25 protein-coding genes are annotated in these 26,759 nt (G+C 60.5%); 7 read left to right on the forward strand and 18 right to left on the reverse strand.

Features of this window, described 5'->3' with window-relative positions; genetic code table 11:
• Positions 1–103: 103 nt before the first annotated feature.
• From ACKPCU_RS02360 to ACKPCU_RS02420, 13 genes are all read right to left on the reverse strand, one after another.
• Positions 104–1,711, reverse strand: coding sequence for a carboxyl transferase domain-containing protein (locus tag ACKPCU_RS02360; RefSeq protein ID WP_321349596.1), 1,608 nt, complete (start codon positions 1,709–1,711; stop codon positions 104–106).
• 171 nt (positions 1,712–1,882) lie between these two features.
• The gene (locus ACKPCU_RS02365) at positions 1,883–3,046 is read right to left on the reverse strand and encodes an isovaleryl-CoA dehydrogenase (RefSeq protein ID WP_321349598.1); all 1,164 of its coding nucleotides are present in this window, start codon (positions 3,044–3,046) and stop codon (positions 1,883–1,885) included.
• 69 nt (positions 3,047–3,115) lie between these two features.
• Entirely contained in the window at positions 3,116–3,556 is a 441-nt protein-coding gene (locus tag ACKPCU_RS02370) for an acetyltransferase (protein WP_118131615.1), read from the reverse strand.
• A 31-nt stretch (positions 3,557–3,587) separates the two neighbouring features.
• On the reverse strand, positions 3,588–3,965 hold the full coding sequence (locus ACKPCU_RS02375) for a MerR family transcriptional regulator (protein WP_088277659.1): 378 nt from the start codon (positions 3,963–3,965) through the stop codon (positions 3,588–3,590).
• 720 nt (positions 3,966–4,685) lie between these two features.
• Positions 4,686–5,501, reverse strand: coding sequence for a GIY-YIG nuclease family protein (locus ACKPCU_RS02380; RefSeq protein ID WP_303416910.1), 816 nt, complete (start codon positions 5,499–5,501; stop codon positions 4,686–4,688).
• Between the two features lie 21 nt (positions 5,502–5,522).
• The gene (locus ACKPCU_RS02385; RefSeq protein WP_321349606.1) at positions 5,523–6,212 is read right to left on the reverse strand and encodes a DUF2268 domain-containing putative Zn-dependent protease; all 690 of its coding nucleotides are present in this window, start codon (positions 6,210–6,212) and stop codon (positions 5,523–5,525) included.
• Between the two features lie 95 nt (positions 6,213–6,307).
• Positions 6,308–7,828, reverse strand: a complete 1,521-nt coding sequence (locus ACKPCU_RS02390; protein WP_321349608.1) for an SIR2 family NAD-dependent protein deacylase — start codon at positions 7,826–7,828, stop codon at positions 6,308–6,310.
• A gap of 140 nt (positions 7,829–7,968) precedes the next feature.
• A complete protein-coding gene (locus ACKPCU_RS02395) occupies positions 7,969–8,478 on the reverse strand; it encodes a ClbS/DfsB family four-helix bundle protein (RefSeq protein WP_017048678.1) in 510 nt (169 codons plus the stop codon).
• A 709-nt stretch (positions 8,479–9,187) separates the two neighbouring features.
• Positions 9,188–10,045, reverse strand: coding sequence for a DMT family transporter (locus tag ACKPCU_RS02400; protein WP_104736740.1), 858 nt, complete (start codon positions 10,043–10,045; stop codon positions 9,188–9,190).
• A gap of 81 nt (positions 10,046–10,126) precedes the next feature.
• Positions 10,127–10,276, reverse strand: coding sequence for a hypothetical protein (locus tag ACKPCU_RS02405; RefSeq protein WP_160003172.1), 150 nt, complete (start codon positions 10,274–10,276; stop codon positions 10,127–10,129).
• Positions 10,277–11,274: 998 nt separating this feature from the next.
• Positions 11,275–12,285, reverse strand: a complete 1,011-nt coding sequence (locus tag ACKPCU_RS02410) for a zinc-binding alcohol dehydrogenase family protein (protein ID WP_321349619.1) — start codon at positions 12,283–12,285, stop codon at positions 11,275–11,277.
• Positions 12,282–13,352 carry an aminopeptidase gene (locus tag ACKPCU_RS02415; RefSeq protein WP_321349622.1) on the reverse strand — a complete coding sequence of 357 codons (1,071 nt, stop codon included), beginning with the start codon at positions 13,350–13,352 and terminating at the stop codon, positions 12,282–12,284. The genes ACKPCU_RS02410 and ACKPCU_RS02415 overlap by 4 nt, the downstream gene beginning before the upstream one ends.
• The gene (locus ACKPCU_RS02420; protein WP_321349624.1) at positions 13,349–14,245 is read right to left on the reverse strand and encodes a LysR family transcriptional regulator; all 897 of its coding nucleotides are present in this window, start codon (positions 14,243–14,245) and stop codon (positions 13,349–13,351) included. Before ACKPCU_RS02420 ends, ACKPCU_RS02415 begins: the two co-directional genes overlap by 4 nt.
• 99 nt (positions 14,246–14,344) lie before the next feature.
• Between ACKPCU_RS02420 and trpB the strand changes: the two genes are divergently transcribed.
• The gene (trpB, locus tag ACKPCU_RS02425) at positions 14,345–15,553 is read left to right on the forward strand and encodes a tryptophan synthase subunit beta (RefSeq protein ID WP_321349626.1); all 1,209 of its coding nucleotides are present in this window, start codon (positions 14,345–14,347) and stop codon (positions 15,551–15,553) included.
• Complete coding sequence (gene trpA, locus ACKPCU_RS02430) at positions 15,550–16,341, forward strand: tryptophan synthase subunit alpha (protein ID WP_321349627.1); 792 nt, start codon at positions 15,550–15,552, stop codon at positions 16,339–16,341. Before trpB ends, trpA begins: the two co-directional genes overlap by 4 nt.
• Here trpA and aroE read toward each other — a convergent pair.
• The 5 genes from aroE to ACKPCU_RS02455 all read right to left on the reverse strand — a co-directional run bounded on the left by aroE (position 16,332) and on the right by ACKPCU_RS02455 (position 20,928).
• Positions 16,332–17,144, reverse strand: a complete 813-nt coding sequence (aroE, locus tag ACKPCU_RS02435) for a shikimate dehydrogenase (RefSeq protein ID WP_321349629.1) — start codon at positions 17,142–17,144, stop codon at positions 16,332–16,334. The two genes, trpA and aroE, sit on opposite strands and share 10 nt — an antisense overlap.
• Positions 17,144–18,025, reverse strand: a complete 882-nt coding sequence (gene hemF / locus ACKPCU_RS02440; RefSeq protein ID WP_321351717.1) for an oxygen-dependent coproporphyrinogen oxidase — start codon at positions 18,023–18,025, stop codon at positions 17,144–17,146. The genes aroE and hemF overlap by 1 nt, the downstream gene beginning before the upstream one ends.
• Before the next feature lie 74 nt (positions 18,026–18,099).
• A complete protein-coding gene (gene tsaC / locus ACKPCU_RS02445) occupies positions 18,100–18,657 on the reverse strand; it encodes an L-threonylcarbamoyladenylate synthase type 1 TsaC (RefSeq protein ID WP_104736733.1) in 558 nt (185 codons plus the stop codon).
• Positions 18,658–18,711: 54 nt separating this feature from the next.
• Positions 18,712–19,824, reverse strand: a complete 1,113-nt coding sequence (dprA, locus tag ACKPCU_RS02450; protein ID WP_321349633.1) for a DNA-processing protein DprA — start codon at positions 19,822–19,824, stop codon at positions 18,712–18,714.
• A gap of 78 nt (positions 19,825–19,902) precedes the next feature.
• Complete coding sequence (locus tag ACKPCU_RS02455) at positions 19,903–20,928, reverse strand: LysM peptidoglycan-binding domain-containing protein (protein ID WP_321349634.1); 1,026 nt, start codon at positions 20,926–20,928, stop codon at positions 19,903–19,905.
• A 139-nt stretch (positions 20,929–21,067) separates the two neighbouring features.
• On the opposite strand from ACKPCU_RS02455, the gene def reads away from it, so the two are divergent.
• Genes def through ACKPCU_RS02480 form a run of 5 tightly spaced genes read left to right on the forward strand, consistent with a single transcriptional unit; the run spans position 21,068 to position 26,752 of the window.
• Entirely contained in the window at positions 21,068–21,580 is a 513-nt protein-coding gene (def, locus tag ACKPCU_RS02460; RefSeq protein ID WP_104736730.1) for a peptide deformylase, read from the forward strand.
• Positions 21,581–21,635: 55 nt separating this feature from the next.
• Positions 21,636–22,589 (forward strand): methionyl-tRNA formyltransferase, encoded by a 954-nt coding sequence (gene fmt / locus ACKPCU_RS02465; RefSeq protein ID WP_321349636.1) that lies wholly within the window; start codon positions 21,636–21,638, stop codon positions 22,587–22,589.
• Positions 22,586–23,920: a 16S rRNA (cytosine(967)-C(5))-methyltransferase RsmB gene (rsmB, locus tag ACKPCU_RS02470; RefSeq protein WP_321349637.1), complete on the forward strand. Its 1,335-nt coding sequence runs from the start codon at positions 22,586–22,588 to the stop codon at positions 23,918–23,920. The genes fmt and rsmB overlap by 4 nt, the downstream gene beginning before the upstream one ends.
• Complete coding sequence (trkA, locus tag ACKPCU_RS02475) at positions 23,917–25,290, forward strand: Trk system potassium transporter TrkA (RefSeq protein ID WP_104736727.1); 1,374 nt, start codon at positions 23,917–23,919, stop codon at positions 25,288–25,290. Before rsmB ends, trkA begins: the two co-directional genes overlap by 4 nt.
• A gap of 13 nt (positions 25,291–25,303) precedes the next feature.
• Complete coding sequence (locus ACKPCU_RS02480) at positions 25,304–26,752, forward strand: TrkH family potassium uptake protein (RefSeq protein ID WP_104736726.1); 1,449 nt, start codon at positions 25,304–25,306, stop codon at positions 26,750–26,752.
• Positions 26,753–26,759: the final 7 nt, after the last annotated feature.

The raw sequence follows: 26,759 nt of genomic DNA on the forward strand, positions 1-26,759 counted from the left end.
GCCCCCCCTCAAGCCAACGCAGGGCTTTCTAAAGCGCAAAAGCCAGAAGCGGACTCGGTCAGCTTGCTGCTTGTAGCTTGCAGCTTGCCGCTGATGTGCGCCGCTACATCCGGAAAACACCGAACGTGCTAGCCGGTATAGGCGCGCCCAACGCCGCCGATATCGCCAACCCCAGCACATCCCTCGTCTGCGCCGGGTCGATCACACCGTCATCCCACAGGCGGGCGCTGGCGTAGTAGGGGTGGCCCTGGCGTTCGTATTGATCGAGAATCGGCCGGCGCAGGGCTTCGGCCTGCTCGGTGCTGAACTGCTCGCCACTGCGCTCGGCCTGCTCCTGCTTGACCTGCACCAGCACGCCCGCGGCCTGTTCGGCGCCCATCACCGAGATGCGCGCATTCGGCCACATCCACAGAAAGCGCGGATCGTAGGCGCGGCCACACATGCCGTAGTTACCGGCGCCAAAGCTGCCGCCGATGATCACCGTGAACTTGGGCACCCTCGCGCAGGCCACCGCGGTCACCAGCTTGGCGCCGTGCTTGGCGATGCCGCCTTCCTCGTATTTCTTGCCGACCATAAAACCCGTGATGTTCTGCAGGAACAGCAGCGGAATGCCACGCTGGCAGGCCAGTTCGATAAAGTGCGCGCCCTTTTGCGCGGCCTCGGAAAACAGGATGCCGTTGTTGGCGAGAATCGCCACCGGGTAGCCGTGCAGGTGCGCAAACCCGCACACCAGCGTGGTGCCGAACAACGCCTTGAATTCATCGAACGCGCTGTCGTCGACCAGCCGCGCAATCACCTCACGCACGTCGAACGGCTGCTTGCTGTCGGCCGGAATCACCCCGTACAGCTCCTCCACCGAATAGCGCGGCGGCAGCACCGGGCGGCTGTTCAGCTCACCCTGCTTGTGCCAGTTCAGATTGGCGACGCAGCGGCGGGCCAGAGCCAGGGCGTGTTCGTCATTCTCGGCGTAATGATCGGCCACGCCCGAGGTGCGGCAATGCACATCCGCGCCGCCCAGCGCCTCGGCGCTGACCACCTCACCCGTCGCCGCCTTCACCAGCGGCGGCCCGGCGAGGAAGATGGTCGCCTGTTCGCGCACCATGATGGTCTCGTCGGCCATCGCCGGCACATAGGCGCCACCCGCGGTGCAGGAGCCCATCACCACAGCAATCTGCGGAATGCCCGCCGCGCTCATGTTGGCCTGATTGAAGAAGATCCGCCCGAAGTGCTCGCGGTCCGGGAACACCTCGTCCTGGCGTGGCAGGTTGGCACCGCCGGAGTCGACCAGATAGACGCAGGGCAGGCGGTTCTCGCGGGCGATGGTCTGCGCCCGCAGGTGCTTCTTCACGCTCAGCGGATAGTAGGAACCACCCTTCACCGTGGCGTCATTGGCGATGATCATGCATTCAACGCCTTCGATCCGGCCGATACCGGCAATCACCCCGGCCGCCGGCACTGACTCGCCATAGACCTCATGGGCGGCCAGCTGGCCGATTTCCAGAAAGGCCGAACCCGGATCGAGCAGCGCATCCACGCGCTGACGCGGCAGCAACTTGCCCCGCGCCAGATGCCGCGCATTCGCCGCCTCGCCACCGCCCTCGGCAATGGCGGCAAGCAGGGCTTGCAGGTCGCTGACCAGGGAGCGCATGGCCGTTGCGTTGGCCGCGTATTCCGGTGAGCCGGGGGTGATTTGGGTTGGTAGGACGCTCATTGCTTTTGCTCCCCGGCCAGCTGCAAGCCACAAGCTTCAAGCTGCAAGCTAAACCCAGCCACGCCGCCATTTTCTCCAGGCCATGCGTCAGCGCTAACGCCGCGCCCGAGCACCCAACCCCAAACCAGCATAGAGCTGCTTGCCGCTTGCAGCTTATAGCTTGCAGCTGCCTCACCGCGTCTCATTAAACAACTCCCGTCCAATCAACATCCGCCGAATCTCGCTGGTACCGGCGCCAATCTCGTACAGCTTGGCGTCGCGCAGCAGGCGGCCGGTGGGGTAATCGTTGATGTAGCCGTTGCCACCGAGAATCTGGATCGCATCCAGCGCCATCTGCGTCGCGCGCTCGGCGGTGTAAAGAATCACCCCGGCGGCGTCCTTGCGGGTGGTCTCGCCACGGTCGCAGGCCTGTGCCACGGCATACAGATAGGCGCGGCTGGCGTTGAGCTGGGTATACATATCCGCGACCTTGCCCTGGATCAGCTGGAACTCGCCGATGCTCTGGCCGAACTGCTGACGGTCGTGGATATAGGGCACCACGACGTCCATGCAGCTCTGCATAATCCCCGTAGGGCCACCGGAAAGCACCACGCGCTCGTAATCCAGCCCGCTCATCAGCACCTTCACGCCGCCGTTGACCTGACCAAGGATGTTCTCGACCGGCACCTCAACGTTGTTGAACACCAGCTCACAGGTGTTCGAGCCGCGCATGCCCAGCTTGTCGAGCTTGGGGCTGCGGGAGAAACCAGCCCAATCGCGCTCGACGATAAAGGCGGTGATGCCGTGTGGGCCTTTTTCCGGCTCGGTCTTGGCGTAAATTACGTAAACGTGCGCGTCTGGGCCGTTAGTGATCCACATCTTGCTGCCATTGAGCACGAAGTGATCGCCACGGCGTTCCGCCCGCAACTTCATGCTGACCACATCGGAACCGGCGTTCGGCTCACTCATCGCCAGCGCCCCGATATGCTCGCCGCTGATCAGCTTGGGCAGGTATTTTGCCTTCTGCTCCGGCGTGCCGTTGCGGTTGATCTGATTCACGCACAGGTTGGAATGCGCCCCGTAGGACAAGCCCACCGACGCCGATCCACGGCTGATCTCCTCCATCGCCACCACATGCGCCAGATACCCCAGCCCCGAGCCGCCGTACTCCTCAGGCACGGTAATGCCCAGCAGCCCCATGTCACCAAAGCGCCGCCACATGTCCTGCGGAAACTGATTCTCCCGGTCGATCTCCGCCGCCCGCGGCGCCAGCTCGGCATCAACCAGATTGCGGGTCTGCTCGCGCAGCATGTCGATGGTCTCGCCAAGACCGAAGTTCAGCGATGGGTAATGCATGGGGTCACCTGTGTTTATTGTTGTTGGTGCATCAGTGTTGTTTTTCAGGGCAGGCCAGGCCCGTGATGGTCAGCGCCCAGCCAGCTCCATATGCAGTAGCGGATAGGGCTTGCCCTGCCCATCGACCGGTGAGCGGCTGACCACCGCAAAGCCAACGTGCTCATAGAAGCCCAACGCCTGCACGTTCTGTTCGTTCACATCCACCTTGGTGGCGCCCTGATGTTCAATCGCGTACGTGGTCAAACGCGCGCCCACGCCCTGCCCACGGGCTTCGGGGGCGATAAACAGCATCTCGATATTGCCGTCGCTGACTCCACAAAAGCCCAGCAACTCGCCATCGCTGCCCTTGGCGACACGCAGATCCACCGCAGCAAAATACTGCTCCAGAATCAGCGGCTTCAGCTCCAGCAGATCAGCCTCGGCTAAAAAGTCATGGGTGGCGCGCACCGACGCCTCCCAGATGGTCAGGAGTTGCGGATACTGCGATTGATCGACGGTTTCTATATGCATGATTCACTCAAAAAGGGGGGTACGGTTGGCGTTAATTCGTTTGCTCCAGCGCCGTTCGACAGCGCTCCTCCGCGGTATCCAGCTCAATCTGCATCTGCTCAATATCCAGCAACTGCTGCGCCAGCTGCGCACGGCGCTGGGTGATCTTGTCCAGGAAGGTCTCCAGCTGCTTGCGATTACCGTGGCCCGGGTCGTACAGCTCAATCAGCTCACGACACTCCGCCAGCGAAAAGCCAATGCGCTTGCCACGCAGAATCAGCTTGAGAATCACCTTGTCCCGAGGGCTATAAACCCGCTCCTGCCCACGACGCTCGGGGCTGAGCATGTTCTGCTCCTCATAAAAACGAATCGCCCGCGTGGTGATATCCAGCTCACGGGCGAGGTCGGAGATGCTGTAGGTCTGGGTCATGGAGCGGCAGCTTGGGTTGCTTTACGTTAACGTAAAGGTAAGCTGGTGGACTCTCTTGCGTCAAGCTGCAAGCTGCAAGCTGCAAGCTGCAAGCTGCAAGCTGCAAGTGATCAGCTTTATCTGCGGGCGAGAGAGTCAATATCTGGATTGCAACGAATACTGCCCCACTCACATCTACAAATAGAGGAGGACGAGACAGCCGCGATGTCGGACGCGGCGCTCAAGGGAAAGTGACAAAAGGCTCAGTGCCAATCACCGAGTATGCGGTTTTTCGTGACCACCGAACGGGGCCGACATCAAGTAAGTTTGGAAACTGCGTAACGATTAAGCTAACGGGCAGACAAAAGCGTAGCGTTTGGCTGTCCAGCGAACGAAGTGAGCGACAGTTGAGCGCATTGTTATGCGCTGAACTGGCCCAAGACGGCCACTAATAAAATAGAGAACACGAGGATTCCTACGCAGCATACATAAGCTTCATTCTTCGATCCGCTTAGCCATTCGCGCTTGGGATATTTTCCATGTGTGGCAATTTTTACAAAAGGCCAGCCTATGGCGTAGAAGACGGTTCCTAGGAGTAGTTCGCTTACTACGTAGCCTAGGAAGCGGAGTATCGGGCTGAATAGTTCGTCCATGTGGCTCCAGCGTATAACGCCTCAATAACCGGCGCAGCTTTGCTGCGTCCGGCGCCGCAGGCGCGAAGTTGATTGATTTGTTAGGTTCTTAGTTGGCATTGTAGCCATACTGCCTTGTGAGCAGGACTTCTTTCCAATGAGATTCACGCCTCAAAACCTCCTTCTCACTTGAATGGATATCCGCAATTTCCAATACTGCAAACCGAAAGCTTTCTGCTGTTGTTGCGCCAGTTTCTCGCAGCAGTTCTCGGAGTTCCTTATTACCACCATGGCCAGTAGCAGCATATTGGCTCCAGCGCTGCCATAAGCCACCCTCTCCTGTGGCACTGCCAACGTACAATTTCCCACTCTCAGTATCAGATATAACGTAAACACCAGCTACGTTTGACAATGCTGTACGCCATGATTCAAGTGATTGCCGAACTATAGTTTCAAGCTCACCTTTCGATAAATTGATATTTCTATACCCCGGAAATTCAGCGATAGAAAGCTTTTCTGCTTTAATTTCTGAAACGGTAATTCCTGAAGCCCAATTTTCGGCATTCAAATACGACTGTCTACCCGTACGAGAAAACTCAACCACCAAGCGACCATCAAGCATGGAACATGACTTATCAGGAATCAGTTTGTAATAATGTAGATTGTGCTGCTCTTTCCATTCTGACCCTTGTGCTTGATAAAGACCTGCAAACAGCCACTGGTTCGCAGCAGGAAGCGCAATTAGCGCGATGACGTAAGAGCGCTCAAAATTTCTTTTTGTCTGCCAGCGTTGCCATTCATCAAAGCTGCCAGCCAAGAATACATCAATCGGATCTTCTTCCCCATTCCATGTCGCCAGATGAAGTTTACACTCAGCCGGTTCGATTTCTGGGATTGATATTTTAAGTAGTTCGAAGAGGTGCATTTTTGAACCTAACGCCAGCCATCACGCGCTTGTCGCGTGCATGGCATTGTTGGGCTTCTCTAAGCGAATTCCAGACATCTTCAATATCTCGTCGGTAGAGTTGAGAACCAAGTCAGCGGCTGAATAACCGGAAGCAAGGATAGCCTGATCCACAATGTACGTTCCCGCTCGATATCCAATCCAACGCCGCCCATCGGGGTGCTGAAACATCCACTGGTTGTAAGGAGCAGAAACTGGAAGTTCTAGCAACTCAGTCACCCAATCCTCGACGTCTTCAGGATATTCTCCCCAAGGTGCCTCGCGGCCGCCAAAATCACGCTCAAACACGGTCGCAAGGCCCTCACTCACGACCCCATCCATAAAGGAGTTGGGGGCTGCCCCACCATACATGACCCACCCTCTTACCAGGTGGTGGAGTTCGTGGAACAACGTGGCACGTAATTGGGTGCGGGCGATGGTAGCTACACCTCCCGGCTGCCTATAATCAACCGTCCATCCCACGCGGTTCGGCGCGATTGCCGTGCCCATCTCACCCGTTTCCGGAATGACGAAAGATCCCGTTTGACATGCCAAATCAATATTCTCAGGTAAGCCTCCAAGAAGAGAGCGTATCTCTGGCTCAGCATCGGCACATACCTCTCCGATGGCGCGGCGAGCATCCTTTGAGAAATGCCGACAATCATTTGTATCAAGGAATAGAGGAACGATCATCCATGACTCCTTTCAGTGAGCACCTGTCAGCCCAACGCCCGCATTTGCGGCTGGTGTGGAGCGCAGCGGAAAACCAGTCCGACAACATGCGTTTGTTATACCTTATCCAACAACTTGTCTATTGTTTCCGCCTGCTCATCTGAACAAAACTCACTGTCTTTTAGCTTTTCGATCCACAATGCATCACTACTCCTAAAAGGGAATCGCTGACCATATTGAAGCTCATGAAGCATCTCTGTAATGTCTTCTTCTCTCAGCCAACTAATTCTTTTGCAGTAAACGTCCCACGTTGACCAGCACTTGCCAATTTGATCTGGTGACGACCATCTCAGGACGTCAACAATATGATCTATGCGATCTTCAAAAACTAAACTATCTTCTTTCGGTGAGATACGTAGTATATTTTCGAAAGGGCTTTTAGCTGTATAAAAATCCCATACCCCGTCAGATTTGGCGCACAGATTTATTACTGAGCCATAAAAATCTTCTTTAATATCATAATTTGGATATCCATTTTCATTTACCATCCAAATAACAGCAGTAATAGTTTGATCGATTTCTCTGTAACTCATACGATTCTCAGGTATCAGGAGCTCTCCTCCAAATTCTTTGAAAAGAATTTGATTAGAAAGAATCTCTGTAATAGCAGACACAGCTCTATGCCTAGAGTCTCGACTATTAAAACGACTAAGAACTTTATTTTTCGATAAATTCTTCTTTCCTATTATTTCACTAAAAGTCTCTCTTAGCCTGCCTTCAATATTCGCATAGTGAACAAAGAACCTACTTGATGACTTTTTAAATTTTTTGATCTCATTTGACAAATCGGTCAGAAACTCTCCAATTTCTGCCTTTATAAGAAATATATTCTTATCTCTGAAAAGTAAGGATGACTCTTCATATTCCTTATCGCTAACACTAGGATGAATAACCATGTATGCAGGTGGCTTTTCTTCTCCTAAATGGGCATAAACCTCCTCATAAATAAATCCAATATTGGGGTCGCTTAGACTGTACCCTAGAAAAATTGGAGACGACTCAGAAAACAAAGTATATATTTTTCGGTTTAGGTAGGTGTCTTCCCGTTGAAACGAAAAATACTGTGTTTGTGTTACCACAATACTGGAAGGGCGACCCGCATCGCCATGTATTTTGAAAATATTCCTTCCTGTTGGAGATACTTGCGGCCGGGTATCTTTTCTAACTATTACATTTGGAAGACCGTCAAATAGTTTCTCTAATACATCATCCCAATTAGTAGTAACAATCATATTAGGTGCAAATGTTGTAAATTTTTTAGTCCAATCTGGTTTTCCGGAATCTTTTTTTAGTTCGACTAATGAGTCTGCCACGATAGAGTTAAATTCGTACTCATCTAACCCCTTTTCTGACTTCGCAAATGAACATAGTAGTTCAGCGGCTTTTAAAGGACTCCCTGTGTCCAAATCCAATGGATACTCAATCTGTTCGGAAATCTTCTCCAAAACCTGGCCCCAGCTTCCGTAACCGAAATTGTAAGAGAAACCGGAACCAATCCAGAGAAAGAAGTTTTTAGAATAAACTGATGTAAGTAAATTATTCTTCTCAGCGTCTGGCAGTTGATCAATACAGCTCATTTCGTCCATCACCTACAGAGGTATAACGCCCTGTTAAGGTGTGAGCAACGCAATACCGAAGCTGCCGCATACCACCTTAAACACTAAAACCAACGCATAGTAAAAATGCCACGCGTTGCGAATCACTCTTAAACAGTTTGTTATGTGAATTCTCGATTGAAACGCCGAACTTTTGTACGCATATTTTTCATAGGTGATGATGTATTAAACTGAATCATGCGCCCCAAAGTCCATTGTTCATACCACGCAACACCATACAAATCATGGTCACTTAAGCTTGAAATGAGTAAAAGTATCTCGTTAACTGTAGACTCAAGCTCAATGAGTAAATCATCATATTTCCACTCACAGTACTCTTCGTGGAAGCTTTCAGCGAGTGAGCCTAATTGGTTCCATTTATAACCAGTTTCCGGGAAATCAACATGTTGGTTTTGAGATCTTAAGTGATGCCATTTAAGAACGAGTTTTCCCCAACCAATCAAGTAAGCCACTGTATCACTAACGCTAATGACTGTACCTTTGACGTTTCCCTCTACTCCAGGTTTGCGAGCTTTGCTTTCCGGAATTGAACGATAGTCAGCCATGAGTTTCGGAAATATTGAGTTTATAGCCAACTCCAATTCATCCTTATTTCTTGGCACAGAAGACATTTTGACCTCCATTCACATAACAGTGATTAGATCGCACTAACTTTAATACGCGGCATAACGCCGGATGAGGCGATCTAATATTTTCTTATATTTCAATGGATTAGCGGCCATCGCGCACGAGTGCTGAACGTTAAACCGCACGAGGCTTAACGCTCCACTGATCGACGGCAGTGGCTTGCACGCAGGTGAGGGTGCTGTCGGGTATTCGAGGTGAAATGAGTCGGGTCTATGTAGCATCCATGCCTCCTGACGGGGCCGCGAGAAGTGCGGTGATTTGATAGTGCTACTACACGCGTCGTTTGCCAACCCTGAATTAGGCTAAAGATTAGGTGAAGTAGCGCGGCCTTGGCGCGCAAATACGGACGTGGCGAATGCACGGACCCAAGTCCCGTTTACGCGGGCGAGTAGCGCAGATTTATCGGGAAAAAGAAGCGTAGGGTGTCTGAGGAGCGAAGCGACGAGTTTTACGCTTCCCCGATAAATCGAGCAACGCAGCGAACCCGAAGGGCCGCGTAGTCGGGTGCCCGGGGGGATCGCCAAGGGGGGCCGGGCAAGCGGCCCCCTTTGGCTCGCCGTGAAGGCGAAAGGCGGGTTATCAGACAGCGCCGAAGTGACCGGCATGACCGCCAACCCCATGGATCCTCGCCTTCGCGAGGATGACGCGGCGATAGGGTCAGCGAGCCGGGGCTATCCGAGCACGGGCGCTGGATTAACCACGCGGCCTAAACACCAACACCAACCCCAGCACAATCGCCCCCATCCCCAACAGACTCAACGCCGCCATCCGATTCCCCAGGAACAGGAAATCCAGCAACGCGGTGCAGCCGGGCATCAGATAAAACAGGCTGGTCACATTGACCAAATTGCCCATCCGAATCAGCCGGTACAGCAACAGGGTTGCACCGACCGAAATCAACACGCCCATGTACAGCAGCGGAACGATAAAGCCGACGCTCCATTCCACGTCAAACGGCTGAAAGGGTACGACCACCGCGCACATCAGCAGGCCGATGGCGTATTGCAGCGGCAGTACGTCCATGGGCGATTGCTGAATCCCCTTCTGGAAGATCGAGCCCAGGGTGATGCACAGCAGCGCCGCTAGCGACAGGCCGATGCCCAGCAACGAGAAGCGCGCCGCCAGCAGGCTGTCGAGCACTACCAGCGTCAGACCACCGAGCGCCAACAGCAAGCCCAATACCCTCAGCAGGTTGGCGCGGCGTTCGACCAGCATCAGGGTGAGGATCGGCTGCACACCCAGCACCGTTGCCAGCACGCCCGGCGTGAGCCCGGCGTCCAGCGAGAGCAGGTAGAAGATGGTGTAGCCGCCGGTCAGCAAAACCCCGACCAGTGCTACCTGCTTGCGGGTACCGCGCGCCGGCAGCCAGCGCCGCCGGGTAAGCGCCAGCAGCCCGAGGGCAGCGCAGGCCAGTACAAAGCGCAGCAGCAGGAAGGCAAAGGCGGAGGCGTGTTCCAGCCCCCATTTGGAGAAGATCGCGCCCGCGCTCCAGAGCAGCACGAACAGCGCAGTCGGGCCAATGGCGGCCCAGTTCAAACGTTGAATAAACATATGTCACCTGTCAGGACACAGGTTCGCCCTACGGCGTGACGCCAGTCAGGGAGAACAGAAATCAGAAAAGGGGTAACGGGATCAGTGCGCTGGTGGCGGTGAAGCCACGGCAGCCACGATGGCTACGCCGGGAGGGGTGACCGGCAGGCAGGCCACAGCAGCCTGCACACGCGCAACCACACCGGCAAGCGCGGGGCGGTTTACAACAGCGGTGGTCTGGGCAGTGGACATGCGGTCACTCTGGACAGGTAAAAACGAAAAGTCGCCGTTTGACGACTTGGTGAGATTAGCACCGTGTTGGTGCATGGGCAAGACAGGAAGGTTGCGGCATCGGATGGGCGTAGCAGAATGTCACGGCCACGGCATGCCGTGCCCCCACGCACGTGGTGGAGAAGGTTGGCGGGCGGCGCCGTGGCATGGCCAGTCGTAGGGTCACAGCATGCTGTGACCGTGCGGCATCCAATACCCCGCCTGAACCAGCGTCGCGCACGACGTCACAGGCCCCACGGAGAGATGCGAATCAGCCAGAGGTGAAGCATGCACGGACCCACCCCCCGTTTACGCGGGCGAGTAGCGCAGGGTTGGCAGGAAACAGGACGGCAGCCTGTTTGAGGCTCGTAGAGCCGAGTTCTGCCGGCCCCTGCCAAGCCGAGCAACGCAGCGAACCCGAAGGGCCGCGTAGCCGGGTGCCCGGGGGGATTCAGGGAAGCGCTAATCCATTTCACATACCCTCTGGCGGTCAGGCCGGTCCGCAATCAAGGCGTGGTTTCGAAGGCATGTCGGGACCTGTCGAGAAATCACAACACAGAGTTCGGACCGGCCTGACCGCCCCGCAGGGCGAGCGCTCAAGCATGCATCTGACTACGTTGCGCTGCTTGCCAATAGAACCACTATTGGCTACACATCGCGCCTTGCATCTGCACGCTTGAGCACTCGCAGAGGGCGTGTGAAGTGGATTAGCGCTTCCCTTTGGGGGGCCGGGCAAGCGGCCCCCCTTGGCTCGCCGGGAAGGCGAAAAACGGGTTATCAGACAGCTCCAAAGTGTCGATGGGACGCAGAGCCTGGGATCGATCACCAACGATTAGCCTCTCCAGACACCGTCATTCCCGCGCAGGCGGGAATCCAGTGATGCGCTGACCCACGGATGGATCCCCGCCTGCGCGGGGATGACGGGTGAAGGAGCGATGCCCTGCGCAGAATCCCGAAAGGGGCAGTCTGCGCAACGCCGTTCAGAACCCCTCCAGCACCAATTTCCCCCGCGCCTTGCCACTCTCCAGCAACGCATGCGCGCGTTTGAGGTTGGCCGCATTGATCGCGCCGTAATGCTCACCCAGAGTGCTACGCAGGGTGCCGGCATCGACTAGTTCGGCGACACGTTGCAGCAGTTTGCCCTGCTCGGCCATGTCAGCGGTTTCGAACATGCTGCGGGTGAACATAAACTCCCAGTGGAAGGACGCACACTTGCGCTTGAGCACGCTCATGTCGAGCGGGCCGAAGTCGTCGATCACGCCGAGGCGCCCCTGTGGGGCGATGCAGTCGCCGTATTGCGGGTAGTGCTGATCGGTGTGGGTCAGCGAGGCGATCAGTTCAACGTCCCTGATACCCAGCGCCTGCAGTTGCGGCAGCAGCGGCTGGCTATGGTCGATGACGTGATGGGCGCCCAGGCCCTTGACCCATTTCACGCTCTCGGCGCGGGCGGCGGTGGCGACCACGGTGAGCTTGGTCAGCTGACGGGCGAGCTGGAGCAGGATCGAGCCCACGCCACCGGCGGCGCCGACCACCAGCAGGGTCTGACCTTCACCGCCGCCCTCGCTGACACCCAGCCGGTCGAACAGCAGCTCCCAGGCGGTGATCGCGGTCAGCGGCAGGGCGGCGGCTTCAGCGGCGGACAGCGACAGCGGCGCGTGGGCGGCGATGCGGGCGTCGACCAGTTGGTATTCGGCGTTGCTGCCGGGCCGCTCCAGCGCGCCGGCGTAGTAGACCCGGTCACCTGCCGCGAAGCCGGAAACGGCGCTGCCGCAGCTGACCACTTCACCCACCGCGTCCCAGCCGAGCACTTCGGGCGTGTCGCCGGTCGCGCCGCGACGACTGCGGATCTTGGTATCGACCGGGTTGACCGAGATGGCGGCGACCTTGACCAGCAGATCCTGCGGGCCGGGCGAAGGCATGGGTACGTCCAGGTCGATCAGGGCATCGGTGCGGTCCAGCGCGCCAGCTTCAAAGTATCCAATTGCTTTCATGGTTGTGGCTCCTGTACTGCGGCGTCGCACTGCGGGCAAAGGCCACGCAGCGCGGCAAAGCGCGCTTGCGGATCGAGTCTGCCGAGGCGTTCGACCCGCTGGTGAAAGTCGGCCCAGCCGCTGCTCTGCGCATACAGCGCGGCAAAGGCGGGTACCCATTGATCGTAAAGCCCAAAGGGTAGCAGGCGGGCGTTGTTCAGATCAGCGGCAAACCAGTGGTCGAAGCGCTGGTCGCCGTCCCATTCGCTGTCGCGCAGGCTGGCGTAATCGCTGCGCAGCCGGGCGAGGATCGCGGCCTTGCCGCTGCGTTTGGCGTCGTCTGGCTGGGAGCTCTGATACAGGGCTTCCAGCTCGCTGCGCGCGGCCAGCACCAGTTGAATAAACGCCCGTTCGCGTTCGCGGCCCATCGAGTCGTGAGCGGCTCGCCCCTGCACCCTGAGCCAATCGCGCAGCCCCTGCTGGCCGACGAAGCTGGCATAGGACTCGTTGAAGGCGGTGTCGTCCTTCACATAAAAGCGCTGGTGCGCCAGTTCGTGAAACAGCATCTCGGCCAGATAGTCGTCGCTCCAGTGCAGCATGGAGCTGAACAGCGGGTCGTCGTACCAGCCGAGGGTCGAGTAGGCGGGGATGCCGGCGACATAGACGTCCTTGCCACGCGCACGCCAGTCGGCGGCGGCCTGCTCGGCGCGGGCCTGGTCGAAATAGCCCTTGTAGGCGATGCAGCCGAAGAACGGGTAACAGTGCTGCACCGGCGCCAGCGACAGTTCATCGGTGACAAATAGATTCCACAGCGGGTAGGGGCCCGGCAGCGCGGCGTAGCGGGTGTAGGTGGTGTTGTCCGGCAGGGCCAGCGCCTCGACCGCGTAACGGCGAATCTGGCTGGCGGTACGCAGGCGCTCGGCCAGTTGCGGGTCGGTCTGCGGGTCGGCAATCAGCTGCTCAACGGGCTCGGCGCGGGCCATCAGCGCGCGCTGACCCTGCCAACTCTGATACAGGTAGCCAACCGAGCTGCAGCCGGACAGCCAGAGCAGGCAGGCACCGAGGCCAAGGGTCGCGAGGCGCTTCATGCGTCGGCCTGCTGCAGCGCCTTGCCGAGCCAGTCTGCCAGTTGCTGCGCCGGGCCCTGGGGCTGGCGCTCCGGCACCCAGAGGCCGAGCTGGTGACGGGTCTCGACAAAGCCCCAGGGCGCGAGCAGGCGGCCGGCGGCGATGTCGTCTGCGACCAGCAACTGCGGCGCGATAGCCACGCCAAGGCCCGAGAGCGCCGCTTCCAGCAGGTAGTACAGATGCTCAAAGCCCTGACCTGTCCGCAATTGATCCGCATCCAGGCCCTGCCGCTCGGCCCAGTCACGCCAGGCGCCGGGCCGTGAACGGGTGTGTAGCAGGGCTTCGCCAAGCAGCACCTCGGCGGGTTGATCGAGCAGGCGCGCAGCGCCCGAGTAGCGTGGACTGAGCACCGGGCCGATGCGTTCCTGACGCAGCGGATACACCTGCATGTCGGCTGGCCACGGCGGCTCGGCGTAGAGCAGGGTGGCGCTGACACCGGGGCGGCGCGGGTCGAGTTCGCCTTCGGAGGCCGACAGGTGCAGGTTCAGCTCGGGCAGTTCGGCGTTCAGGCGGTCCAGCCGCGGGATAAACCAGCGCGCCAGCAGGCTGCCGGGGCAGGCCAGCAGGAAGGGCGCCTGTTGCTGGTCCTGACGCAGCGCCGTGCACGCCTCGCGCAGCCCGTCGAAGGCATCGCGGCAGGCATCGCGCAACTGGCGACCGGCCGGGGTCAGGCTGATGCCGCGCCCGGCCTTGCTGAACAGGGCGATGCCGAGTTCGTCTTCAAGCTGACGAATCTGCCGGCTGACGGCGCCGTGGGTGACGTGCAGCTCGCCCGCCGCCTGACTCACGCTTTCCAGCCGGGCAGCGGCTTCGAAGGCACGTAACGCATTCAGTGAGGGAAGATCTCTGGCCATGGGACTTGTCACTTTTTCTCACAGGTTGCGGCCATCTTATCGATTTTTTCCCGCCTGCGCTTGCCCTAACCTGCGTCCATCGCTCAGGAGGTTCTATCCATGCCCAATCAAAATTATCGCCGCGAAGCCGACGCCCTCGGCCAGTTCGGCCAGTTTGGTGGCCGCTTTGTAGCCGAGTCGCTGATGCCGCTGGTGCTGCAGCTGGAACAGGCCTACAACGAGGCCCGCGCCGAGCCGGCCTTTATCGCCGAGCTGGACCGCTTCAACGCCGAGTTCATCGGCCGTCCCAGCCCGCTGTATTTCGCCGAGCGGCTGACCGAGCAGTACGGTGGCGCGAAGATCTTCTTCAAGCGCGAGGAGCTGAACCACACCGGCGCGCACAAGATCAACAACTGCATCGGCCAGGCCCTGCTGGCCCGCCGCATGGGCAAGCAACGGATCATCGCCGAGACCGGCGCCGGCATGCACGGCGTGGCCACCGCCACCGTGTGCGCGCGCTTCGGCCTGCAGTGCGTGGTCTACATGGGCGCGACCGACATTCACCGTCAGCGCGACAACGTCGCCCGCATGCGGCTGCTGGGCGCCGAGATCGTCCCCGTGACCTCCGGCACCGGCACCCTGAAAGACGCCATGAACGAGGCGCTGCGCGACTGGGTGACCAACGTCGACAACACCTTCTACATGATCGGCACCGTGGCCGGCCCGCACCCCTACCCAACGCTGGTACGCGACTTTCAGGCGATCATCGGCCGTGAGGCGCATCAGCAGATGCTGGAACGCGAAGGCCGTCTGCCCGATAGCCTGGTCGCCTGTATCGGCGGTGGCTCGAACGCCATGGGCCTGTTCCATCCGTTCCTCGATTACCCCGAGGTGCAGATGGTCGGCGTGGAAGCGGCCGGTCACGGCATCGACACCGGCAAGCACGCCGCCAGCCTGAAGGGCGGCACGCCCGGCGTGCTGCACGGCAACCGCACCTACCTGCTGCAGGACGGTGACGGCCAGATTGCCGACGCCCACTCGATCTCCGCCGGTCTGGACTACCCCGGCATTGGCCCCGAACACGCCTGGTTGCACGAGCAGGGCCGCATCGAATACGTCGCGGTAACCGATCAGCAGGCGCTGGACGCCTTCCACAACTGCTGCCGCACCGAAGGCATTATCCCGGCGCTGGAAACCTCGCACGCGCTAGCCGAAGTGGCGCGCCGCGCGCCGACGCTGCCAAAAGATCACCTGATGGTGGTGTGCCTGTCCGGCCGCGGCGACAAGGATATGCCGACCATTCTGGGTCTGATGGAGGAAGGAAAATGAGCCGCCTGGAAACCCGCTTTGCCGACTGCGCCCGCGACAACCGCGCGGCCCTGGTGACCTACATCTGCGCCGGTGATCCGGACTTCAATACCAGCCTGGAACTGCTGCAGGGGCTGCCTGCTGCCGGTGCCGACATCATCGAACTGGGCATGCCGTTCAGCGACCCGACCGCCGACGGCCCGACCATTCAGGCCGCTGCCCTGCGCGCCCTGCAGGGTGGGCAGAACCAGCAGCGCACGCTGGAGCTGGTGCGCCGCTTCCGCGAACAGAACCAGAGCACGCCGCTGGTGCTGATGGGTTACTACAACCCGATTCATCGCTACGGTGGTGCGGACTTTATTCGTGACGCTGCAGCGGCCGGTGTCGACGCCCTGCTGGTGGTCGACCTACCGCCCGAGCACGACAACGAACTGGGCCCGGCCGCACGCGACGCCGGCCTGCAGATGATTCGTCTTGCAACGCCGACCACTGACGCCCAGCGCCTGCCCAAGGTGCTGGAGCACGCCAGCGGCTTTCTCTACTACGTGTCGCACAACGGCGTCACCGGCGTCGGCGCAGCGGACCACACTGCAGTGGCACAGGCACTGGAAGGTATTCGGGCACAAAGCGCAGTGCCGATCTGCGTTGGCTTTGGCGTGCGTCGGGCCGAACAGGCGGCGCCGTTGGCGCAGGTCGCCGATGGTGTGGTGGTGGGTTCAGCGCTGATCGAGGCGCTGCAGCAGGGTGGTGTGGCAGCGGCGCTCGGGCTGACTGCCGAGCTGGCCGCTGCAATGCCGCGTCAGGCCTGACGTAACGCGGCCAGCACCGGCGCGGTGTCCGGGCGGACGCCGCGCCACAGGGCAAAGGCCTCGGCGGCCTGCTCAACCAGCATGCCGAGGCCGTCGATGCAGCGCGCTGCGCCGCGCTCTCGGGCCCAGCGGTTGAACGGGGTCTCTTCGGCGCCGTACATCATGTCGTAGCACCAGGTGTGGCCGGGTTTGATCAGGCTGTCGGGAATCGGCGGCAATTCACCGGCCAGACTGGCCGAGGTCGCATTTATGATCAGATCGACCGGCTCGACCAGCCATTGCAGGCCGGCAGCGGCAATCGGCCCCTGATCGACAAACAGCGCCGCCAGCTCTTCCGCCTTGCTGACCGTGCGGTTGATCACGCACAGATGCGCAGGCCCCGCCGCCAGCAGCGGCTGAATCACCCCGCGAGCGGCACCGCCGGCACCGACCAGCAGCACACTCAGGCCCTTCAGCGACAGCCCGGCATTCACTTCGATATCGCGCACCAGCCCCTTGCCGTCGGTGTTATCACCTAGCAGGCTGCCGTCTTCACGGCGCAGGATGGTATTGACCGCGCCGGCGCGCTCGGCCGCTGGGGTATGTTCATCCACCAAGGCCCAAGCCTGCTCCTTGAACGGCACGGTCACATTGACGCCGCGACCCTCGCGCAGAAAGTCGCGCACCGTGCCGATAAAGTTGTCGAGCGGCGCCAGCAGCTTGCCGTATTCCAGCTGCTGGCCGGTCTGCTCGGCGAACATGGCGTGGATCAGCGGCGACTTGCTGTGCTCAATCGGGTTACCGACCACGGCGTAACGGTCCATCAGGCGTCTCCTGCCAGCCAGTCACGCGGGGTGAGGTAGCGCTCGGTCAGCTCGGCTTCCGGGCTGCCCGGCTCGGGCTGCCAGTTGTAGCCCCAGCGCACGGTCGGCGGCAGCGACATCAGGATCGACTCGGTGCGCCCGCCGGTCTGCAGACCGAACAGGGTGCCGCGGTCGTAGACCAGGTTGAACTCGACATAGCGGCCACGGCGGAATTCCTGGAACTGCTTCTGCTCTGGCGTCCAGGCGCTGTTGCGACGGCGCTCAAGAATCGGCAGATAGGCCTCAAGGTAGGCGTCGCCAATGGCGCGCAGGAAAGCAAAGCTGCGCTCGAAGCCCCACTGGTTCAGGTCATCAAAGAACAGACCGCCAATGCCCCGGGCCTCGCCACGGTGCTTGAGGTAGAAATACTCGTCGCACCACTTCTTGAAGCGCGGATACACATCATCACCGAAGGGTGCGCAGGCGTCGCGGGCCACCCGGTGCCAGTGCACGCAGTCTTCCTCATTGGCGTAGTAGGGCGTCAGATCGAAGCCGCCACCGAACCACCAGACCGGATCGGCACCGTCTTTCTCGGCGATAAAGAACCGCACGTTGGCATGCGAGGTCGGCACGAAGGGGTTTTCCGGGTGCATCACCAGCGACACGCCCATGGCCTGGAAGTGGCGACCCGCCAATTCCGGGCGGTGCGCGGTTGCCGAGGGCGGCATGCCGTCACCAAAAACATGGGAAAAGCCGACACCACCCTTCTCCAGCAGCGCGCCCTCGGTGATGATTCGCGAGCGGCCACCGCCGCCACCGGGCCGCTCCCAGGCGTCCTCGATGAACTGCTCGCGTCCGTCTGCGGCCGCCAGGGCAGTGCAGATACGGTCCTGCAGGTCCATCAGATAGGCTTTTACCGCGGCAACATCGGCGGCGCTGGGTTGGTCCTGTTTCACGTGGAATCTCTCCGGGCGGCTCAGGCGCCGCGTATGACTTGGTCGGTTTGCAGATCGCGAATGATACTGGGATTACGCGCGCCACCCAACGCACCGGGGACAATGGCGTCCAGTTCACCGTGAAAATACTGCTCGACCCGCAACCGCGAGCGCGCCGCTGGGCGGCCAGCGGGATTGGCCGACGTAGACACCAGGGGCCCGGCTGCTGCGCACAGCTGACGCACGACAGGGTGGGTAGTAACCCGCAGGGCAACGGTATCGTGCGCGCCGGTGATCCATTCGGGCAGGCGGCCCTGATGCGGTACCAGCCAGGTGTTCGGCCCCGGCCAGGACAGCCGCAGCTTGGCCAACTGAGCGTCCGGCAGATCCCAGAGCAGGAAGTCGAACTGCTCAATCTCGCCGGCAATCAGGATCAGGCCCTTATGTACCGGGCGCTGCTTCAGGTCCAGCAGCCGCTCGACCGCCGAGCCGTTCCACGGATTGCAGCCCAATCCCCAGACGCCCTCGGTTGGATAGGCAATCACGCCGCCTGCCTGCAGCAAGCGGTTCAGACGAGTAATACGCCAGTTTGCCAGCATTTGAACTCCACCTTGATTGATTGCCTGCGACAGTAGCCGAGCCCAGCGCCGCACTCAAGGCTGACGGCGACAATATCCGGCAGGCCCCACCAGCACCGCGCCGGCCAGTTCCAGCTCCAGGAGCTGTTGCAGGACCTCCGGCATGCTGATGCCAGCGCGCTGGGCCAGCCAGTCGGGGCTGACCGGATCAAAGCCCAGCCAGCGCCAGAGTGGAGTGTCCGGCACCTCTGTGGCGGGCTCTTCCGCTGCCTCAAGCGCTGCAGTGAGCGGCACTTTCAGGGCATCCAGTACATCCTGCACCTGCTCTACCAGACACGCACCTTCGCGCAGCAATCGATGGCAACCACGGGCCTGTACGTTGTGGATCGAGCCGGGCATGGCAAAGACTTCGCGATTCTGCTCCAACGCCATTCGCGCGGTGATCAACGAGCCGCTGTTTAGGCTCGCCTCGACCACCAGCGTACCGAGGCTCAGACCGCTGATGATGCGATTGCGCCGAGGAAACTGGGCCGGATGCGGTTCGCTATCAGGCCACAGCTCGGAGACCAGCGCCCCGCCGGTATCGACAATCGAGTCGGCTAACTTGCGATGCCGACGCGGGTAACAGCGCTCAAGACCGGTGCCCCAGACCGCAACCGTTTGCCCACCAGCATCCAGCGCGCCCCGATGACAGGCGCCGTCGATACCCAGCGCCATGCCACTGGTCACCGTCAGGCCGCTGCGACAAAACGCACGGGCAAAGTGCTGGGCGGTTTCCGCACCCAGCGGGCTCGGATGGCGAGTGCCGACCATGGCAATCTGTGGATCATGCAGCACCTCAATGCGACCGCGTACAAACAGCAGTGGCGGTGGATCGCTGATAGATGCCAGCAGCGGCGGGTAGTCCGGCTCATCCAGAAACAGCAGCCGGCAGCCATCCTGCTGCAGCCAGTCAAGCGCCAGGTCGAATCGCTCGCGCAGCACAGGATCACCCGCACGCCAACGGCGCAGGCTGGCCAGCACAGACGGCGGCACACCAAGTTCGGCCAATGCGGCCAGATCAGCGGACATAAAATCAAACGGGGAGACGGCATGCGAGCGCAAGCGCTGGAAAAAGCGGGGGCCAACGCCGTCGAGCAGCATCAGCTCCAACCAGGCCTGCCGCTCGGCGGACAGGTCGGTAAGCATGAATCATCCTTGATCAGAAAGGACCAACAGTTCAAACAACAAGGCCGCCCGAAGGCGGCCTTGGCAGTGCATTCCCCGTCAGGGGTTACGAATCTCGTCGAGAATCGCCATCTGGCGGCTGGCTTGCAGCACGATACCGTAGCTCATCTTGTTGTAGACGCGGAACACCATCAGCAAGCCAGCACGCTCGGCGGGCAGCTGCACACGCTCGTCGCGAACCCGGTCACGGACGATCTCGCCGGTCTTGTAGATTGCCAGTACGTTGCCAACTTCCAGACCGTCACGCTCACCCTTGTCGAGCAGCACCACGTCATACTGACCGATCTGGGTCACGCCATTAGGCACGTCCATGATCAGGCCGTTGATTTCCTGGCTTGGCTCGCTGGGGAAGAAGGTCGACGCCACCGGGCGCTCTTCCGACTCCAGCAATCGGTCATTGACCAGCACTTCCTGACGGCTGCGGGTGACGTTGACGGTGGCGATGTCGCCCTCAACCGCCGCAACGTTGCCGTTACCAATTTCCTGCAGGTGAATACCCAACAGTTCGCCAGTCTCAGAGTTGATGTAGGTTTTGCCACGACGGTAGATGTCGTAAGCCGGGACGTTAGCGGAGAAGTCGCCACGGGCATAGACCTTGCTGCCCGCACCCAGTACGACACTCTCGGCTCCGCCGCCAACGATATAGGGTGCCCCATTGATCACGTCCTCATCCTCGACCACACGGCCAGCGCGCAGGAAGGAGTTGATCGCCTCCAGCGGGATCGCCGGAATCGCCTCGGCAATCGGCTTGACCCGAGCCTGCGGCGACAGTTTGATGGTGCCGCCGTTACCACGGTTGAGCATCAGTCGTGGCTGACCGTCGATGTACACCAGTGAAATGACGTCACCCGGGTAGATCAGGTGAGGGTTGGCAATCTGCGGATTGGCTTGCCAGATTTCCGGCCATTTCCAGGGCAGGCTGAGAAAACGCCCGGAGATATCCCACAGTGTGTCGCCCTTGACCACGGTGTAGCTGTCGGGGTGATCTTCCCTGAGAACAGGTTCCTGCGCCTGCACCCATACGCTCGCCGCGAGCAACACGAGGCCGAGTAGTGTTTTCCTCATGACACGAATCCCTTTATTATAGAGGCCAGCATCCAGGTCGAATCGTGCTCCCACACGCAAGACCCGCTTTAATTCCAAGCTGCTCATAATCTTAGCAGCACAATTTAGATTTGTTCCAGATAAAGCGGTACAAACCCCTATGGCTATTTTGAACATACTGGAGTTTCCCGACCCGCGGTTGCGGACCGTGGCCAAACCGGTCGCCGCAGTGGACGCGAGAATCCAGCAACTCGTCGACGATATGTTCGAGACCATGTACGACGCACCCGGCATTGGCCTTGCAGCAACGCAGGTCGATGTGCACGAGCGGGTCGTTGTCATCGATCTGTCCGAAGACAAGTCCGAGCCACGCGTATTCATCAATCCCGAGCTGGAACCCCTGACCGACGATCTCGAGCAAATGCAGGAAGGTTGTCTGTCGGTGCCCGGCTTCTACGAAAATGTAGAACGCCCGGAGCGCGTCCGGGTCAAGGCGCTGGACCGTGACGGCAACCCGTTCGACGAGGTCTATGAGGGTCTGCTGGCCGTCTGCATCCAGCACGAGTGCGACCACCTGAACGGTAAGCTGTTTGTGGATTACCTGTCCAACCTCAAGCGTGACCGCATTCGCAAGAAATTGGAGAAAATCCATCGCAGCCAGGCAAACGCCTGATTTGCCAGCGAAATAACAAGGCTTGCTTCGGCAAGCCTTTTCTTTACGGATCCCCATGAAGCCAACCGACCTACGTATCGTTTTTGCCGGAACACCGGACTTTGCCGCCGCCCATCTGCAGGCGCTGATTGATGCCGGCCTGAACATCGTGGCCGTCTATACCCAGCCCGATCGACCCGCTGGCCGCGGCCAGAAGCTGGCGATGAGCCCGGTCAAGCAACTGGCGCAGACCCATGAGCTGCCGGTGCTACAGCCCGAGCGACTGCGTGAACCGGCAGACCAGCAGGCGCTGGCCGATCTCAGGCCCGACCTGCTGGTGGTGGTGGCCTACGGCCTGATCCTGCCGCAAGCGGTACTGGATATTCCGCGCCTGGGCTGCATCAACAGCCATGCCTCGCTGCTGCCACGCTGGCGCGGCGCCGCGCCGATACAACGCGCGATCGAAGCGGGTGACAGCGAAACCGGCGTGACCGTGATGCAAATGGAAGCCGGGCTGGACACCGGACCGATGCTGCTCAAGGTCACCACGCCGATCAGCGCCACGGACACCGGTGGCAGCCTGCACGATAGATTGGCAGAACTTGGCCCGCCGGCAGTGCTTAAAGCCATCGAAGGTCTGGCCGCGGGTACCTTGCACGGCGAGATACAGGACGACGCTCTGGCCACCTACGCACACAAATTGAACAAACAGGTCTCGGCGATTGACTGGCAGCGCCCGGCCGGCGAGCTGGACTGCCTGATCCGCGCCTTCAATCCGTGGCCGCTGGCCCATGCTCAGCTCGATGGCAAGCCACTCAAGGTCTGGGCCGCCGAGGTGGCCGACGGACAGGGCGAGCCCGGTCAGGTGCTGGCTTGTGAGAAGCAGGGGCTGCTGGTGGCCTGCGGCGAGGGCGCACTGCGCCTGACCCGGCTGCAGCTGCCCGGCGGCAAGCCACTGGCCTTTGCCGACCTCTTTAACTCCCGTCGCGATCAGTTCGCGCCTGGCCTCATGCTGGGTAACGGTCAGTGAACGCCCGCGCGGCAGCCGCCCGCGCCCTGGCCGCCGTGCTGGCCGGCAAGGCTTCGCTCGGCGGCAGTCTGCCGGCGCAACTCAAGACCGTCGCGCCGCGGGATCAGGGCCTGGTACAGGAACTGGCCTTCGGCACGGCGCGCTGGTACAGCCGCCTTGAGGGGCTGGCCCGCGAGCTACTCAACAAACCGATGAAGCCGACCGATCAGGATCTGCATGCGCTGCTGCTGGTCGGCCTGTATCAACTGCTGTATCTGCGCATTCCGGCCCACGCGGCCATCGCCGAAACCGTCAACGCTGCCGTCAGCCTCGACAAGCCCTGGGCCAAGGGCCTGCTCAACGCGGTGCTGCGCCGGGTGCAACGTGAAGGCGCGGCGCTGCTTGAGGCGGTCGACAAATCCCCCTCCCAGCGCTGCGCGCATCCCGGCTGGCTGTACAAGCGCCTGCAACGCGCCTGGCTCGATCAGCTCGACGCCATCACCAGCGCCAACAACCTGCATCCGCCGATGACCCTGCGGGTCAATCAACGCCGCCTGAGCCGCGACGCTTATCTGCAGCAATTGGCGGACGCCGGTATTGCCGCCAGCGCCTGCACGTTCAGCGCTGTCGGCATTCAGCTTGCCGTTCCCTGCGACGTCAACCTGCTGCCGGGCTTTGCCGACGGGCTGGTCAGCGTGCAGGACGAAGCGGCGCAGCTGGCCGCGCCACTGCTGGACCTCAAGTCGGGCCTGCGGGTACTGGATGCCTGCTGTGCGCCCGGCGGCAAGACCTGCCAGATTCTTGAACAACAGCCAGACCTGAGCGAAGTGGTCGCGCTGGATCTGGAACCGGCGCGGCTGAAGCGGGTAGAGGAAAACCTCAGTCGCCTGCAGCTCAGCGCCCGGCTGATCGCCGCCGACGGCCGCGCTGTCGATCAATGGTGGGATGGCACGCCCTTCCAGCGTATCCTGCTGGACGCGCCGTGTTCGGCAACCGGGGTGATCCGGCGCCACCCGGACATCAAGCTGACCCGCACCTCGGCCGATATAGCACCACTGGCAGAGTTGCAGGGCGAGCTACTGGACGCACTCTGGCCTACGCTGGAGGTGGGCGGCATTCTGGTATACGCCACCTGTTCGGTACTGCCGGACGAGAATAGCCGCGTGATCGAGGCTTTCCTCGCCCGCGAGCCCGGTGCGCGGCAGCTGGATATCGGCGGTGACTACGGTGTTGTCCAACCCTGCGGCCGTCAGCTGCTGCCGCAGGCCGATGGCCACGACGGCTTTTATCTGGCCCGCCTGATCAAACTCAGTGCCAGCCCGCAACAGAAGAACAGGGAGTCTGCGGCATGAAGATCATCATTCTCGGTGCCGGCCAGGTCGGTGGCAGTCTGGCAGCGCAACTGGCCAGTGAAGCCAACGACATCACCGTGATCGACACCGACACCGCGCGCCTGCGCGAGCTGGGCGACCGCCTGGATATCCGCACGGTGCAGGGCAAGGGCTCCTTCCCGACCGTGCTGCGTCAGGCCGGTGCCGATGATGCCGACATGCTGATCGCGGTTACCAGCAGCGACGAAACCAACATGATCGCCTGCCAGGTCGCCTACACCCTGTTCCGTACCCCGACCAAGATCGCCCGCGTACGCGAATCCGCCTATCTGACCCGCGGCGGCCTGTTCCACAACGAAGCAGTGCCGATCGACGTACTGATCAGCCCGGAACAGGTGGTCACCAATTACGTCAAACGGCTGATCGAGAACCCTGGCGCACTACAGGTCCTCGACTTTGCCGAGGGCAAAGCCCAGTTGGTCGCCGTACGTGCCTACTATGGCGGCCCGCTGGTCGGTCAGGAACTGCGCTTTCTGCGCCAGCACATGCCCGGTGTCGACACCCGGGTAGCGGCGATTTTCCGCAAGGACCGCCCGATCATTCCCAAGGGCGATACCATCATCGAGGCCGATGACGAAGTGTTCTTCATCGCCGCCACCCGCGATATCCGGGCGGTGATGAGCGAGCTGCGACGGGTCGAGAAGACCCACAAGCGGGTGGTGATCGCCGGTGGCGGCAACATCGGTGAGCGGCTGGCTGAGGCGATCGAGAGCCGCTACCAGGTCAAGATCATCGAGGCCAGCAAGGCCCGTGCAGACTACCTGTCGCAGAACCTGGACCGCACCGTGGTACTGCATGGCAGCGCCTCGGATCGAGAGCTGCTGATCGAAGAAAACATCGAAGATGTCGACATCTTCTGTGCCATCACCAACGACGACGAAGCCAACATCATGTCGTCGATGCTGGCCAAGCGCCTCGGCGCGCGCAAGGTCATGACGCTGATCAACAACCCGGCCTACGTCGACCTGGTACAGGGCGGCGAGATCGATATCGCCATCTCGCCCTCGCAGGCGACCATCGGCACCCTGCTGACCCACGTGCGCCGAGGCGACATCGTCAACGTCTACTCGCTACGCCGCGGTGCGGCAGAAGCCATCGAAGCGGTTGCCCACGGCGACGCACGCTCGTCCAAGGTGGTCGGCAAGTCGATCGGTCAGATTGACCTGCCACCGGGCACCACCATCGGCGCCATCGTCCGCGACGACGAGGTGCTGATTGCCCACGACTCGACCGTGATCGAATCCGATGACCATGTCATCCTGTTCGTGATCGACAAGAAATACATCCGCGATGTGGAGCGTCTGTTCCAGGTCGGCCTGACCTTCTTCTGAGGCGCCTTGCAGCATGCAGTATCCACAGATACAGCGCATCATCGGCATATTGCTGATGCTTTTTTCGACCAGCATGCTGCCGGCAGCAGGGGTCGGCGCCTACTACCACGAAGAAGCGATGAACGCATTCCTCAGCGGCTTCGTGATTACCCTGATTGCCGGGACCCTGATCTGGTTGCCGGTCCGCGGCCGGCGCAACGAACTGCGTACCCGTGATGGGTATCTGATTACCGTTCTGTTCTGGCTGGTTCTCGGCCTGTTCGGTGCGGTGCCGTTATGGCTGCTGGAAACACCTGACCTGACCGTCGCCGATGCCGTGTTCGAATCTTTCTCGGGCCTGACTACCACCGGCGCCACCGTGATCACCGGGCTCGATACTCTGCCGCGCGCACTGTTGTACTACCGTCAGCAGCTGCAGTGGTTCGGCGGTATGGGGATCATCGTGCTGGCAGTGGCAATCCTGCCGATGCTGGGTGTTGGCGGGATGCAGCTGTACCGTGCCGAGATGCCCGGTCCGCTAAAAGAGAACAAACTGACCCCGCGCATCGCCGAAACCGCCAAGGTGCTCTGGTTTATCTATGCCGGCCTGACCGTTGCCTGTGCGCTGGCCTACTGGGCCGCCGGCATGGACTTGTTCAATGCGATTGGCCACAGCTTCTCGACCGTCGCCATCGGCGGTTTCTCCACCCACGACGCCAGTATCGGTTACTACAACAGCCCGCTGATCGAGTCGATCTGCATCCTGTTCATGCTGATTTCCGGCATCAATTTCGCCCTGCACTTTCTCGCCTGGCGCTACCGCTCGCTGCGAAATTACTGGCAAGACCCGGAATGCCGTGCCTACGTGCTGATCCTGCTGGCCCTGTTCATCATCTGCTTCGCGGTGCTGGTGCACTACCAGCACCACGATGCCTGGACCTCGATGCGCTTCGCCGCTTTCGAGACCGTGTCCATCGCCACCACCACCGGTTTCGGGGTTACCGATTTTTCAACCTGGCCGACCCTGCTGCCCTATCTGCTGTTGTACGCCAGCTTTATCGGCGCCTGCGCCGGTTCGACCGGCGGCGGCATGAAGGTGATTCGCGTGCTGCTGCTATACAAGCAGGGCTCGCGGGAGATCAAGCGGCTGCTGCACCCGCACGGGGTGTTCCCAGTCAAGCTGGGCGACAGCCCGGTGCCTGATCGGGTGGTGGAAGCGGTCTGGGGATTCTGCGCGGTGTATGTGTTTGCCTTCGCGATGCTGTTCCTGATCCTGCTCGGCACCGGTCTGGACTTTGTTACCGCGTTTTCGGCGCTGACCGCGTGCATCAACAACCTCGGTCCGGGGCTGGGTGAAGTCGCCGTGCACTACGGTAATCTGGGAAGTGGGGTGAAATGGGTACTGAGTTTCGCCATGCTGCTCGGCCGCCTGGAAGTATTCACCCTGCTGGTACTGCTGTCGCCGATGTTCTGGCGCCGCTGAACGCGGC

This window comes from Halopseudomonas oceani (genome assembly GCF_963677335.1).
GTDB lineage: Bacteria > Pseudomonadota > Gammaproteobacteria > Pseudomonadales > Pseudomonadaceae > Halopseudomonas > Halopseudomonas oceani.